We start from the raw sequence: 14,309 nt of genomic DNA, 5'->3' as shown, positions 1-14,309 counted from the left end.
GCCGTTCAGCGTGGCGGTCTGCTGAGGGTGCCGCCTAACGCAGGTCGCTGCGAAGCAGGTCAACCATGCCCTTGACGGCGCGTTCCTGCATGGCTTTCAGTTCGTCGGCGGTGTCCTTTTGCGCGGCGCGGACAGCGGCGAAGTCGCGGGCATCTGCGCCCGTCAGGCGCGTCACGTTGCTCTGCACCGTGAAGTGCGTCTCGGGCAGGCTGCCCAGGTGACGCTCAGCGTCCTTGTGCCGCGCGCTGAGGAAGGCCTGCAACAGGCCACCCTTGGCGCTGCGTTCCATCAACTCGCGCTGCAGGGCGCGGTCCTTGATGCCCTGAATCGCGTCCCAGGCGGCGTCGCCCAGCAGCTGCGCGGCGTTGACTGGCTGGGCGTACTCGGTGGCCGTGACCTCCTGGCCGTTCTCGGTGCGCCGCCACAGGCGCAGGAACAGGCCGCGCTCGGGCGTCCACAGGGTCTCGAAGTCGCGGGCGTCCTCGATCAGCACGCGAAGCTGCGCGGCGTTCCGGATGGGCGTGCGGTAGCCCTCACCCAGCACGCTCCAGTCGCTCAGGCCCTCAGCATTGGGCGCACTGAGACTGGCGTAGCTGCGGGCCAGATGCTCGGCGTCCTCGCCTGCACGGCCCACCACCGTCTTGCCCGCAAAGAACTGGATCTCGCCCGCGTCGGTCAGGGCCGCCCGGTGCTCCAGGTGATGCAGGCCGTGGCCCCAGCGGTCCAGCGCGGCGCGCAGCAGGTCAGTCAGCCGGGCGTCGGCACTGGCCGGGTCCGCCACGATGGCGGCCACGTCGGCGTCGATCTGGGCGGTGCTGAGCAGCCGCTGAAAGCCGGTCACGTCACTGGGCGCCTTTGCAGCGCTCTTCTCTCCCGGCGTTGCTGCAGCGGGTGCGTCCTTGCGGCGGCCCCCGGGTTGGCGGTTGGCGGATTGGCGGCTGGGTGTTTCGCTCATACCGTAATGATAAAGCATTTCGGCTGCTGCGTTTGTGGGCTGTGGACCGGCAGCAGGAACGCGGAGCCCGTCTGGCACGCCCGCAGGCACCGAAGTCGGGGCGGCGCGGTGGCCCTTACGTCACGCCGTGGGTCAGCCACTCCGGGTGGGCGTTCAGGGCGGCGGGACGGGCGACGCGGCTCTGAACGGTCAGGGTGCGCCCTGCTTCGGCCGCGTCCAGTACACCCTGCATCACGTCCAGCACGTGGTACGCCAGTTCACCGCTGGCCCGGTGGGCGGCGCCAGTTTCGGTGGCGGCCAGCATGTCGGCCAGCCCGATGCCGCGCGCATTGTCCTGGAAGGGCCGGGTCAACTCGACGGTTTCCCAGTGCTCCTCGCCGGCCGCGTGCACCCGCAGCGGCCCCCCAAAGGTGTTGGGGTCCGGCAGGCTCAGCGTGCCGGTGGTGCCGTAGATCTCGATGCGCGGCACCTCGCTGGCCTGCACGTCAAAACTGGCTATAAAGGTGGCCACCGGCCCCACCGCGGCTGCGTCTCCCCCGTGTGGCCCGCCCCCGTGTGCCCCGAAGGTCAGCTGGGCGGTGACGTGCGTGGGCGTGCCGACCGAGATGCGCTGGCCCTGCCTGGGCCCACTGCCGATCTCGCGCTCGGCATGCGCCCTGACGGCGCTGCCGCCCACCCGGGTCACGCCGCCCAGCAGGTTCACCAGCGCCGTCAGGTAGTACGGTCCCATGTCGAACAATGGTCCCGCACCGGGCTGGTAAAAGAAGTCGGGGTCCGGGTGCCAGCCTTCCGGGCCGTTGCCCAGCATGAAGGCGGTGGCGGCCACCGGACGGCCGATGCGCCCCGCGTCCAGCAGCTCACGGGCCGTTTGCAGGCCCGCACCCAGAAAGGTGTCGGGAGCGCCGCCCACCCGCAGGCCGCGTGCCCGCGCCGCCGCCAGGATGGCCTGACCGTCGGCACGCGTCGTCGCCAGCGGTTTCTCGCTGTAAACGTGCTTGCCAGCGTTCAGGGCCGCCAGCGACGCGGCGGCGTGCGCGGCGGGCGGCGTCAGGTTCACCACCGCCACGATCTCGGGGTCTGCCAGCAGGGCCTCCAGGGTCACCGCGCGGCTGCCATAGGCGCTGGCCTGCGCCTGGGCGCGGTGCGGATCCAGATCGGTGATGGCCGCCACCCGGAACACCCCCAGCTCGCGGGCGATCTTCAGGTAAGCCGTGCTGATGTTGCCCGCGCCGATAATACCGATGCTGTGCGTCATGCTGGAGACCTCCGGAGCAGTGAACGGGCCTGGGGGCGGGGTGGGCCGGGGCGCCGCCTGGCACAACCGCGCGGCCGGATCGTAGAGTGGGCAGGAGACCGCCACCCGCTCGTCCCTCTCCCCTTCCTGTGCCGCTTGATTGTAGCGAGAACGTCCCCACCCCCTGCTGCGAGGTTTCTATGACCCACCGCGTTTCCGTCGGCCTGCAACTGTACACCCTGCGCGAACAACTGGCCCAGGACTTCCCTGGCACCCTGGACGCCGTGGCCACCAGCGGCGTCATGGAGCTTGAGCTGGCCGGAGAATACGGCGGCCTGGACGGGCCTGCCCTGCGGGCGGCCCTGGCCGAACGCGGCCTGACGGCCACCGCGGCCCATATCGGCGGGGACGCCTGGGAGCAGGACACGGCGGGGCAGGTCGCGTTTTTGCACGGCGTTGGCGTGAGGCGCGCGGTGTACCCGTGGTTCAAGGGCGAGGGGCCGCAGTGGGCGGCACTGGCCGACCGGCTGGAACGGCTGGCGCAAACGCTGGCCGCTGAAGGTATCACGCTCAGCTACCACAACCATGACCACGAGCTGAGCGAGACGGTGGACGGGCAACCAGTGCTGGATCTGCTGCTGGAACGCGCCCCCAGCCTGGGGCTGGAACTTGACACCGCCTGGGTCCACGCGGGCGGCCGGGATCCTGTGGATTACCTGCGCCGCTACGCGGAGCGCACCGCACTGGTGCATCTCAAGGACCTGCGCCGCGAGGACGGGGGCTGGCGCACCGTCGAGCTCGGCGCGGGAGAGGTGCCGCTCGCGGACATTCTGGCGGCCACGCCGCCGGGGGCGTCTGTGTTTTACGAACAGGACCAGGCCGACGGTCTCGCCAGCCTGCGCCTCAGCCTGGCGTACCTCGGCACCCTGGGCTGAAGACCCCTACTCCAGCGCGCCCTGCCCGGTCAGGTGCCGGCCCACGATCAGGGTGTGGATGTCGTGGGTGCCCTCGTAGGTGTCCACCGTTTCAAGGTTCAGCATGTGGCGGATCACCGGATACTCGGTGGTGATGCCGTTGCCGCCTAGCATTTCACGGGCCAGGCGGGCGCCCTGCAGCGCCACCCGCACGTTGTTGCGCTTGGCGTAGCTGACCTGCGCGAAGTTCATGCGCCCGGCGTCCTTCAGGGTGCCCAGCCGCCACGCCAGCAGCATGCCGGTGCTGTGGTCGGTGGCCATGCGGACCAGCTTGTCCTGCACCAGCTGCCGCGAGGCGATGGGTTTACCAAAGGTGCTGCGGTCCCCGGTGTAGTCCAGCGAGGTCTGCAACACCGCTTCCAGCGCGCCCATCGCGCCCCAGGCAATGCCGAAGCGGGCGCTGGTCAGACACGACAGCGGGCTTTTCAGGCCCTGGCTGCCGGGCAGCAGGTTGGCAGCGGGAATGCGGCAGTCCTCCAGAACGATCTCGCCGGTCACGCTGGCGCGCAGGCTCATCTTGCGTTTGATGGTTGGGGCCGAGAAGCCGGGGCTGTCGGTGGGCACGATAAAGCCCCGGATCACGCCCCCCTCGTCCTTGGCCCACACCACGGCCACGTCGGCCTCGGGGCTGTTGGTAATCCACATCTTGTTGCCGTTCAGAACGTACTCGTCGCCGTCCAGCCGCGCCCGCGTCCGCATCGCGCCGGGATCCGAGCCGCCATCGGGTTCGGTGAGGCCAAAGCAGCCGATCAGCTCGCCAGAGGCCAGGCCGGGCAGCCACCGCTGCTTTTGCTCCTCGCTGCCGAAACTCAGAATGGGGTACATCACCAGGCTGCCCTGCACGCTGGCCGCGCTCCTGAGGCCGCTGTCCACCCGCTCAAGCTCGTACATCATCGCGCCGTAGGCGCTGTAGCTCACGCCCGCCCCGCCGTACTCCTCGGGGGTCGTCGGCCCCAGCAGGCCCATCTGGCCGAAACCGCGCATCACGTCCCGCACCGGCAGGTCGCCGTCGTCCCACCACTGCGCGATCTGGGGCACAAGTTCGGCGTCGCAATACGCCCTGACGCTCTCGCGCACCAGCCGTTCGTCGGGAGTCAGGAGTTCGTGAACAGCAAATTCGTCAATCATGAAGAACCTCGGGGTGAAGTGGGAGAAGGGAGTGTAACGCCCGCGCATTGTGTCACAGCGCGCCCGGGTGAAATGGATCGGCCGGTGCACGCTACGGAATCGCGTGCTACATGCCTTGGACATCTCACCTGGCAGTTTGTACGGCGTTCAGGCCTGGAGCACGCGGGCCTGCAGCCGGAGCGGAGCGATGAAGTTTAATGGAACCCAGCCCATAGCCTTAGCCACCGCGCCTCTCCATTCCCTTTCGCAGACCAACCGGAACGTGTCTGCTCACAATCGTGGGGACGGGCGCGCTTGCCCGGCGTGGACGGTCCGCTGAAAACAGTCCACGTTTCCCGCGCCGCGTTTGCTGAGCCGCCGGTCCCGGTGGTGTTGTTTTTCACCCTGTCGAGTCCCTGACCGACTGCATGGACAGCGCCGGGTGCCCACACACCAATTGGCCCATATTTCGCGTGCTGTTCTCGCTGGGCCTGAATGCGGGCTGGACGCGTGGTGTCCCCATCCGGCCCGCCGTGGTCGTATTCCATCTGCCACTCGAACTGCTGACCGCCCACATCCGGCGGAACCGGGGGACAGTGTGGCGCAACCTGCGCCCACTGATTGCCTCTGGTGTCCTGGGCGCCGTGGACCATTACGGCAGTCAGGGCGGTGAGTCTGTTGCCAGAGCGCATACTGTCCGACCACGCCGCGCCAAGAAATAGGCCCACTCCAGTGGACTGCGCTCCTCTGGGGACAGGCAGGCGCTCAGGAGTATCGGCAACTGGACTGTTCATTCTTCAGCCTCGTCCGGGTCAGGACTTACGGCTTCAGGGCCAGGCGTAAGGCGGCTGACGTCCTCGGGTCCACCGCTGATCTTGTCCTTCCCGCTTGATGCTCAACCTTCAGCTCATTCGGCGTCATCCGGCAACTGGAAACGGGGGAAGGCAACGCCCACCAAAGGGCGTGGCCGCTGGATCGGCCACGCGGCCCGCCGATCCACATCCAGCGGCCGCATCCCCTGGGCAGGAGAAAACATCTGAGCGTCACCAGTCGCCACTCCGCCGTGTTCACGGAATGTCAACGCCAGGTGTGCCTCCTCCCTTCCCCCCAGATCGGTGATCAGCTTCTGGAACGATGCCTCGTACACCTGCGTGGCCAGCGCATGGTGGGCCTTGTCCGACGATGGGTCTGCTGGGGGGCTGGGCAGCAGGGCCCAGTAGCCTATCCGCCGGATCCAGTAGCCGGGCTGGATGTTCCACGCCTCGTTCCAGCCGTAGATGTAGGGGGGTTCAACTTCGAACGGCTGTAGCGGCTGGCCAAGCACCTGGTGCCACTCCGGATCACCTCGGGCGATGGCCGCCTCCACCACGAGGAGCTCAGACCCAGCTGGCCACCAGCCCAGCAACACGCCGCCGCGGTCGAAATCCCGGGTGTACCACCGGGCGGCGAGCTGAGCGACAACCCGAGGGGAGACAGCGACTCGGCGGGTGCCGTGCAACTGTGCGGGGAGGTCAAAGAGCATCACAGCCGCTTCATGGTCCAGGCGTTCAGTGTGGGGGTCATGATCACGCCCGCCATGACTTTGTCCGGGTTGAGCTGACGAGGTGGGTCATCGCGCTCAGGCGCGCCCTGCCCAGGGAGTGGTACGGGGGCAGTCGCCGGTTGATGGAGTCAGGGTCAGCGGGGAAGAAAACAGCGCGTGGAACGTTCATGACACCCTCCAAAGGCAAACTGCGAAACAGTTCAAGCATCGAATCCGATTGACCGTACCAAGAGTTATAGCATCAAGAGTTGCTGTACCACAAGTGATAGAACTGGGCAGGATAAAAGGATGCCCAGGACGAAACGCGCTCCCAGTGCCGCCCGCAAGCTGTTCGGTCAACGTTTGCGGGCGGAGCGGCACGCCCGTAGCCTGACCCTGGAGGATGTGGGGGAGCGGGCGGATATTGCATGGAATTACGTGGCGCAGGTGGAACGGGGCGAGCGCAACATCGGCATCGACAACATGGCGGCCCTGGCCGACGCGCTGGGGCTCGGGCTGGACGAATTGCTGCGGCCTTCAGACATGACACCGGGCATGGTCCGATAGGCCTGGCTCCAATTGCCCCTACCGTCACACCTGAAGGGGACCGAGAACTCTGGGCTCACTTCACCTCCAAGAGATGGTATCGCCCAAAACGACGTTGCACTGCGCTCCTTGACGACCAGTCCCCGTCCGCTTGGCAGCGCTGCTGGGCATGGGCCGTTCAACATAGGGTGAAACTCAGGGCCCAGGCGGACTGTGCGTGGTCCCAGGCCTGCCGATTCTGGGAGCGGTGGCCCTCGGCATTCAGCTGGGCGGTAATCTGCCGCATCAACCGGATGCGACCGTTCAGGGACGCGGGGGCCAGGCGTGCTTTGCGGGCGGTGGTGGCCCGGCCGGCCTCCCAGCACGGTTCATACGGGCTCCGATTGAATCGTTTGCAAAACGATGAAAATCCGAGCGAAGCGAGAACGAGTAGAACGGGTTCCGGGAGTGGAGTTGGCAAACCTGCGCCCTCCCGGTTTGTTAACGAAACAGACGGAATCCGTATCCGACATGGGAAGTGGGCTGCCCAATCGAGCGCACCGCGCCTTGGCCGCCGTCAGGGCGTCGCGGGTCCGGGTGCCGATCAGCCGCGCCTCGTGCGCGGCCGGCGCCGCCCTGATGTACACCGTCAATTCCGTCGCGTCTGGTATGTCGCATGCGACGAAGGGCGTGCACACCTCCATCAGCGAACTGATGAAACCAGGCGGTCCGGTTCTTGGGGAGCAGACCAGGCGATGACCAAGCTGGCAGCCACCCGCCATGCTGTCTCCAGAGTCGCACTCAACTGGGGCCGGTCCTGTTTGGCAATGCCGGGTTCGATCTCGATGACTTTCTGGATGACGTCGAGAGTGCGGGAAAGGGGAGTTTAGCAGTTGAGAAATGGGCGTTATCTAAACTCTCTCACCCTTGTTTTAAATGCAGACAGGTTTTCGAGTTCGGCTCATGCCGAGTTGCGTACTGTACTCAAATGGCCTCGTTTTTGGGTCTGCCCCGATCCTCCAGAGACAATACGTCCACTACGATGGCTTTGATGCGGAGTCCGCGCACTTGGTTGGTCTGATGAAACGAGAGGTGCTGTTTATGAGCACTTCGTTCATGCTCTAGATGTTGCAGGGCCGCCGCGACGTCCCCCTGTTTCAGCAAGAGGTCCACCAACTGGCCGCGGGCCCGCACTTCCAAGTCCAGTAACTGCCGCCTTGAGGCAAGGTCCAGAACTTTCTCGAATGCTGCCCGGGCACCTTCCTCATCTCCCTGTGCTGCCTGGTTTTCTGCGGAGTACATCGTGGCCCATCCCCAGGCTTCGGGCAGGCGATCGGGGTTCAGCAGGGGTGAGGCCAGGAGCTGTTCGTACAATTGCGCCGCTTCAACGGGGGAACCGGATTCGCTTTTAGCCCGTGCCAGTACTCCAAGCGCGAGCACCCCTATGTTCGGCTGCGGGCTGAGCTGAGCAGCTTGCATACTCTGAAGAGCACAATCAATGGCCAGGTTGAGATCCCCAACCTCCAGGGCGGTGTCAGCCAGATTGTACAGACAGTTGGCGAGTCCTCCCTGCGCCCCGGCGCCGGTGTACAACCTGGAGGCCTCACGGAAGGTTTCAATGGCCTGTTCAGGTTGATTTCCCCGGGCTTGAATGATCCCGAGATTCGTTTGGGCGTTCGCTTCTCCCACCTCGTCGCCGAGCCTCGCGGACAGTACGCTTACGGCCTCACAGAGGTATTGTGCTTCCTCCTGAAGGTCGACCGCGCTGAGAACCGCGGAAAGCAGATTCAGGCCATCACGCTCGAGGGTCAGGTCGGCGTAGGTGCGGGCGACAGCGATGACGTTGCTGAGCAGCAGCGCTGCCGCTTCGAGATCATTTGCATCGAGGAGGGCGAGTGACTGGTTGCGCTGGACGTAGGCGCGTCCCAAGTCATCGGCGTATTCCTCAACCAGCACGGAGGCGGCCTCGGTCAGGGCCTGTGCCAGAACAGGATGGCTGCGGCGCTTGTCCCAGGCTTCCTGAAACAGTTCTGTCAGGCGAATTTCCACGCCCTCCGGGAAGCGACGGGCAGAGAATTCTTGCTCCACTGCCTTCCTTGTGGGCAGCAATTCATTGCCACCTTCGTCCAGCAGCACGCCGGGAGCAATCAGATACTGGTCTTCCTCTACGTCCAGACGCTCCAACTCACCGCTGCGAATCATCTCGCCAAAGGCCTGAACCACCCGTGGATCAAACTGTTGCCCCGCCTGGGATTCAATTTCCGACAAGGCGGCTTCAGGTGTCCAGGCTTTTTTGTAGGGACGTTCACTCGTCAGGGCGTCGTATACGTCTGCAACGGAGACCAGTCGGCCACTGATGGGAATGTGTTCACCCTTCAGCCCATGTGGGTAACCACGCCCGTCCCAACGCTCATGATGGGTCAGCGCGATTTCTTCGGCGACCTGAAGCAGTTTGGAATGGCCCCCGGAAAGAATCCGTCCGCCAATCATCGTGTGCTGCTTCATCATCTCGAACTCTTCAGGCGTGAACCGGCCAGGCTTGAGCAAGATCGCGTCCGGAATACCAATTTTCCCCACGTCGTGAAGGCGAGCGGCCAGGCGGATCATGACCACCTCCGCTGTGGGCAGGCCCAGCCGTTCCGCCAGGCGGGCAGTCACATGACCCACGCGGAAGGTATGTTGGCCCGTCTGGTCATCACGGTATTCCGCTGCTGCAGCAAGCCGCGTGACAATTTCTACCTGTGCGAACTCCAACTCCTGGGTTCTTTTCTGCACCGCTGCTTCTGCGTCCTCTCGGGCCCGTTCGGACACTTCCCGAAGCAGGCGCTGGGTGTCGGCCTCCATGTTGGCTTTTTCAACATCGAACCGCGCCTGATGTTCGCTGATTCGGACTGCCTCGTGTTCAGCGTGGTCTGCCCGCTCAGCCTGGAGTAACTCCTCGAAAAGGTCGGCACTCCGCTGATAGTGCCCGAGCTGTCTGCTGGCACGGGCCTGGCCCTCCTTGGCTTGCCAGACCTCGCTTTTCAGACCGGCGGTTGCCGCGTGCTGTCCCGCCTCCTTGTAGAGGCAATACGCTTCTTGGGCATTGCCCGACCGGGCGGCCAGCTGGGCCAGGCTCAGGGTGGCCCAGACCCGAACCAAAATGAGTTGCAGCTCTGTAGCGATGGCCAGCGCTTTACGGCTCATTTGAGCGGCCAGTTCATCGTCTCCCAGGGTGGCGTAAACGCGCCCAAGACTGTCGAGCACCTCCGCTTCTTCTTCCTGCGCCCCGATCTGTTCGGCCAGGGCCAGCGCCTTGAGGTATCCGGCAATCCCGCGTTTCAAATCTCCGCGGTCCCTGGCCACGTCAGCGAGGGCCACCCGTCCTGCCAGTTCCATACGCTGGTCACAATTCCGCTGGACGGTTTCAATCCCTTCGTGCAGGTACCGGTCGGCCTGGTCAAAGAGCTGCATAGAACGGTAGAGGGCCCCCACGTTGATCAGGCAAGCCCCCAGCTGCCGCTCCAGGGATTGGCCCGAAGAACGGATAAACGCCACACAGGCAAGGAAATACTCGAGGGCTTGCCCCGCGTTCCCAGCCCGCTGGTGCAGCAAGCCGAGATTGTTGAGGCTGCCAGCATAACCGGGCGCGTCGTTTAGCTCCCGGCGCAAGGTTGACGCGCGTTCCAGAGAGGCGATGGCTTCGTTGAGTTCACCATGCCGCAGCTGCATGCCGCCCTGAAGATTGTGCGCGTGAGCGACCACTTCCCATGCACTGCATCCCGAAGCTTCCTCGATCAGTGGTCCAACCAGATCTTCAAAGGCCGACGCGTCGTTCGTATTCATAAAAACGCGCAGCGCGATGAGCTTTGCCTGGCACTTTCTTTCTGGCTGCTGGGAGGCAGCAAAACATTTTGCGGCCTCAAGGGCAGAACTGACAGCCGTGTTCGCCTCATCCAATTCCAGAGCCTGCTGGGCCGCCGTAAAATGCGCCTCGGCACGCAGGGCGGGAGCATCTTGATTTGCAGCGATCACCAGCGCTTCTTCAAGCGCGTGACGGGCATCAGTCATGGTTGGTGGCAAATTGAGTCGCTCTAGAAGATGAGGGTGATGTGGCATGGGATCCTTGGCATGAGGCGTTGGGGAGAGGGGACCGTAACTTAGGCAGCGAGACCCTCTTCCGGGTCTCGCTGCATGGAAAGTCCCTGCCTCTAGAGTGCCATCCTCGTTCTCACAGAACGATGACAGATCCTGACGTTATTTCAGAGAGTCAACAAACCCGGCAATATTGAGTTGACCGTAGCCCAACGTTGACGCTCCGGGTTGAAGCGATGGCGTATTCACGGTGTCCACGTTGGTGGCATGGTCGATCAGTCGGGTGGCAAGATTGATGCCCGCATCTCCGTGTTCGCCAAGGGCAAGTGCCAGCGCCCCGCTGACCATGGGTGCGGCGAAAGACGTTCCGCGCCATGTGGCGAAGTAGTTGCCCGGATAGGCAGTGACCACTCCCTCCCCTGGAGCCAGGACTTCAAGATCGGCACCGTAACTGGAAAAGCTGGACCGGACGCCGTCCGTATTTGAACTCCCGACCGAGAGGGTGTGCGCCGCAGCGTTGCCGCTGCGGGCCATCCGTGCGGGGTACAGCACGGGGTTGGTCCCCGTATTACCGGCCGAGAGAACGACATAGACACCAGCGGCGGCGGCATCAGCCAGAGCGTTTTCAAGGTCGGCGTCCGGTTCACTGGCCACCGATGCGTTAATGATCTGCGCGCCATGCTGTACGGCAAACCGGACGGCCGCAGCAATCTCTCGGGTATCACCTGTGCCGTCAGGCGCGAGGGCGCGAAGCGGCATGATCACTGCGTTTGGAGCGACCTGCAAGACAATGTCTGCGACGCCGGTGCCGTGCCCGAACCCCATATCGCCAGGACGTCCCCCTTCCTGCGGATTTCCGTCCATCTCCAGAAAGTCCTGACGGGCGGAGCTGAGACGGCCGTCGAAAGCAGCGTGATTCAGGTCGATGCCCGAATCAATAATGGCGACCGTTACGCCCCGGCCAAGCTGGGGTGCACTCTGCTGGCCCTGAGAGAGCCTTACCGTTTCCCAAATGGGTGTATTGGCCCTGAAGGTATTGTTCGGTCCGCTTGAGAGCGTCGACGCATCCAGTGCGGCAGTCCAGTCACTGGGTGAGGCCGTCACGAAAGCACCAGCGGTCACAAACGCTCCAGCCGTCACAAACGCTCCAGCCGTCACAAACGCCCCAGCGGTGACGAATGCACCCGCGAGGGCATTCAGGCGGGGCGAACCAGTGCTTTGTCCCGTATGCGCGACAAACTCCGGTATGATGGCTAGATTTCCGGAACGGGTGGTGTTGGGAGTCGTACCGCATGCTGCGAGTGAAGCGCTGAGAAGCAGCCAGCAGAGTGCTGGCTTTAACGTTTTATGCATTGGTCACCTGTGCGCCGAGATCGGTGCTCGGCGCTTCTGGAGAGATCGCGTGGCCCAGGACTTGTAGCCTGATTTGTTCTTCACGACAGAACGGCGGGGCCTTGGGGCGGCGGAGCGGGAAAGCGACGGCGAATGAACCAACGACATGTGACCCTCCATGAGACGATCCTTAATGTAAGCCCTGAGTTGTCGGCTTCAGGTTAAGGATATCCATAAGCTTCTCATTCCATCTTGAGGCTTCCTCACATTTATGGAGGAGTGTCGGCGTCGCTTGTAGCAGTGGGTCTCCGATGGGGAGTTCTAGGGGGTTATTCATGACGTCCAAGACGGTCTGATGAGGACCGGGACCTGGCTATCAGTGGGGCTGGATACCCTCCTGATCGATATTTTTGCTTCCCGAAACTTTTGTTCGTATTTCAGTTGTGTGGCGGATGTGGCCTGCTGTCCCTCTTGAAGTTAAAACCCAGTTCAAATATTTTTACACGTTTTCAAAATTCTCAACTCACCATTAGCGCACGCCACCCGGCCGAAAGAAGGCGAACTGATAAGCACCGTTGGCACGCTCTTCCAACTGGGTCACAGGCCCACTGGAGTTCAGAGCGATGGTCGGCCCGTCGGCATTCCGCCCGGTCGTGTAATACAGGCCCCCAAAACCACGGAGGGGACCTGACGTGAACGTCAGGCGCTTGCTCGACGCGGTGTAACTGTAGTTGCCCCATTCGTCATCCCGGACGCGGTAGCGGCCAGCGTTCACCAGGGAAAACCGGTACTGGTAGACAAAGCCTCCCGGTCCATTCCATTGGTAGACGGCGTACTCCCCCATGGGAGGATGAGCAGGCAACGCGGTAGACCGGGAGGGGGAAATTGGCGGCCGGGCCACGGCAGCGGGCCTGGCAGCGTTGGTTGAGGTCGTTGGGGGTGGTGAGGCGGCCGGCGTTGTGGGACCTTGAACAGTGAGCAGGGTTCGGGCCTGAACCACCTGGGTGGCGCTCATGTACCGCAGGCGTACCTCGTACCTGCCGACGGGAAGCCCCGTCAATACAACCTTACCCCCAGAATCGGACGGCAGATAGGCCGTCTGAACGGCCGTGCTGGGTGCTGTCAGGTTCACCAGTTCCAGATACCGTGGGCCACCCACCGTGTGGTCCAGCGGAACGTCGGCAAAGTGCACCGTGATGCCTTCCCCCACGCGGTAGATCGTTTGACCTGGCGTCAAAGTCTGAGCCTGAACAGGTGTGCCCAGAACGACGGCGACGGTCAAAACCAGCAGGCCCCGGCAGTGGTATGACATGGTGACTCCAGTTTAAGGGGTCTGACAATGCACTTCACGTTTCGGCAGGGATAGCGTCCTGGACCCAATAGGTCAACCCAAAGGGCGGTACCTGAGCCTGTGCCCCACAGACAGGCTGCCCTGCTGCGTGCTGATATGCTCGCCGCCTACCTGAAATTTAGCTGCCACACCGACATCCTGACGTGCTTCACCGGTTCGCCGGGGTCTTCCTGGCCGTGTTCCAGCACAGTCCACCCTCCTGCGGAAAATTGCCCTGTACCTCCCCTGTGATGCCCCGCCCGAATGGAAGCCCACCTCGTCGCCCGCACGGCAACCGAGAGAGACCGACACTTGGCCTCTCTTGGCACGGCTCCTTGCAGATCAGCCAGGCTGTGCGGAGACTGGACGCGCTCTGGGTTCTGGCGATGCCATTCCTCGCGTCTCAGACATTAATTTTCCGAAGGGCTGGGTGTTGAGGCGCTTGGCCTTTGGGACGGGCGTGTGGGTCTTGAACGAGGAATCACAGTTGCGAGAACTGGAGCTGGCCGATGCAGTGTCTTGCTCCTCTCCAGGCCTTCCCCTGCCACGCAGACGCCCCTACCGGCGCCGCCTCCCGCTGGCCCACGCCCTCCGAGATCACCGAGGTGCGCCGCCGGGTGGGCGAGCTGCGCCAGCCCTGGTCCGCCGAGACCGTGCGGAACGCAGTGATGCAGATCAGCTCCCGCGTGTCCCCGGCGCTGCTGAACCGCGCCCGGACCCTGGAACCGCCCAGCTTCCAGCCCCGGTCCTATGACCTGCAGTTCACGCTGGTCTTGGCCTACTTATACTTGCCCACGCTGCCCTGACCACAAACTTGCAACACTCGGGGCATGACCGCTCAACCCGCGCCGCTCTCCATCGGACACCTGGCCGCCGAGACAGGTGAGGGGGTCAAGGCCCTGCGCTACTGGACGGACCTCGGCCTGCTGGAACATGGACGCACCGCGGGCGGCTACCGAACGTACAGCACCGAAAGTGTGGAGCGCGTGCAGTTCATCCGGTCCGCCCAGCGTGTTGGATTTAGCCTCCGCGACATTGCCCGTATCCTGAATCTGCACGCAGACGGCCATAAGCCCTGTCAGGAAGTCCGGGAAGAATTGCAATTGCACCTTCAGGCCGTGCGTCAGCAACTGACCCAGCTTCAGGCGCTGGAAGCGGAACTCGCCGGGCGGCTGGCGTATGCCCAGATGCACCCTGATCCCGAGTGCGGCGCCCCCGGCTGCGTGTACCTGAATCCAGCAGCCCCTTGACTCTCC

Annotated in this window: 11 protein-coding genes; 4 read left to right on the top strand and 7 right to left on the bottom strand. The window is 63.9% G+C overall.

Features of this window, described 5'->3' with window-relative positions; genetic code table 11:
* Nucleotides 1-34 precede the first annotated feature (34 nt).
* The gene (locus IEY31_RS08330) at nt 35-955 is read right to left on the bottom strand and encodes a DNA repair protein (RefSeq protein WP_188970836.1); all 921 of its coding nucleotides are present in this window, start codon (nt 953-955) and stop codon (nt 35-37) included.
* Nucleotides 956-1,070: 115 nt separating this feature from the next.
* Complete coding sequence (locus IEY31_RS08325) at nt 1,071-2,210, bottom strand: Gfo/Idh/MocA family protein (RefSeq protein WP_188970834.1); 1,140 nt, start codon at nt 2,208-2,210, stop codon at nt 1,071-1,073.
* Between the two features lie 179 nt (nt 2,211-2,389).
* On the opposite strand from IEY31_RS08325, the gene IEY31_RS08320 reads away from it, so the two are divergent.
* Nucleotides 2,390-3,124, top strand: coding sequence for a sugar phosphate isomerase/epimerase family protein (locus IEY31_RS08320; protein ID WP_188970832.1), 735 nt, complete (start codon nt 2,390-2,392; stop codon nt 3,122-3,124).
* A gap of 6 nt (nt 3,125-3,130) precedes the next feature.
* Here IEY31_RS08320 and IEY31_RS08315 read toward each other — a convergent pair whose 3' ends face one another.
* Nucleotides 3,131-4,291: an acyl-CoA dehydrogenase family protein gene (locus IEY31_RS08315; protein WP_188970830.1), complete on the bottom strand. Its 1,161-nt coding sequence runs from the start codon at nt 4,289-4,291 to the stop codon at nt 3,131-3,133.
* Nucleotides 4,292-5,177: 886 nt separating this feature from the next.
* Nucleotides 5,178-5,795: a hypothetical protein gene (locus tag IEY31_RS08310; RefSeq protein WP_229723422.1), complete on the bottom strand. Its 618-nt coding sequence runs from the start codon at nt 5,793-5,795 to the stop codon at nt 5,178-5,180.
* A 306-nt stretch (nt 5,796-6,101) separates the two neighbouring features.
* Here IEY31_RS08310 and IEY31_RS08305 point away from each other — a divergent pair, with 306 nt between their 5' ends.
* Nucleotides 6,102-6,359: a helix-turn-helix domain-containing protein gene (locus IEY31_RS08305; RefSeq protein ID WP_188970826.1), complete on the top strand. Its 258-nt coding sequence runs from the start codon at nt 6,102-6,104 to the stop codon at nt 6,357-6,359.
* Between the two features lie 942 nt (nt 6,360-7,301).
* On the opposite strand, the gene IEY31_RS08300 is transcribed toward IEY31_RS08305, so the two are convergent.
* The 3 genes from IEY31_RS08300 to IEY31_RS08290 all read right to left on the bottom strand — a co-directional run bounded on the left by IEY31_RS08300 (nt 7,302) and on the right by IEY31_RS08290 (nt 13,035).
* The gene (locus IEY31_RS08300) at nt 7,302-10,367 is read right to left on the bottom strand and encodes an HD domain-containing phosphohydrolase (protein ID WP_188970824.1); all 3,066 of its coding nucleotides are present in this window, start codon (nt 10,365-10,367) and stop codon (nt 7,302-7,304) included.
* Between the two features lie 186 nt (nt 10,368-10,553).
* The gene (locus IEY31_RS08295; protein ID WP_188970822.1) at nt 10,554-11,513 is read right to left on the bottom strand and encodes a S8 family serine peptidase; all 960 of its coding nucleotides are present in this window, start codon (nt 11,511-11,513) and stop codon (nt 10,554-10,556) included.
* Nucleotides 11,514-12,252: 739 nt separating this feature from the next.
* A complete protein-coding gene (locus tag IEY31_RS08290) occupies nt 12,253-13,035 on the bottom strand; it encodes a hypothetical protein (protein ID WP_188970820.1) in 783 nt (260 codons plus the stop codon).
* Nucleotides 13,036-13,562: 527 nt separating this feature from the next.
* Here IEY31_RS08290 and IEY31_RS08285 point away from each other — a divergent pair.
* Together IEY31_RS08285 and IEY31_RS08280 are read left to right on the top strand one after the other, a co-directional pair.
* Nucleotides 13,563-13,859: a hypothetical protein gene (locus IEY31_RS08285; RefSeq protein ID WP_188970818.1), complete on the top strand. Its 297-nt coding sequence runs from the start codon at nt 13,563-13,565 to the stop codon at nt 13,857-13,859.
* A gap of 24 nt (nt 13,860-13,883) precedes the next feature.
* Nucleotides 13,884-14,303 (top strand): MerR family DNA-binding protein, encoded by a 420-nt coding sequence (locus IEY31_RS08280; RefSeq protein WP_188970816.1) that lies wholly within the window; start codon nt 13,884-13,886, stop codon nt 14,301-14,303.
* Nucleotides 14,304-14,309: the final 6 nt, after the last annotated feature.

This window comes from Deinococcus aerolatus, assembly GCF_014647055.1.
Classification (GTDB): Bacteria; Deinococcota; Deinococci; order Deinococcales; family Deinococcaceae; genus Deinococcus; species Deinococcus aerolatus.
This window is presented reverse-complemented; position numbering and strand designations above follow the sequence as displayed.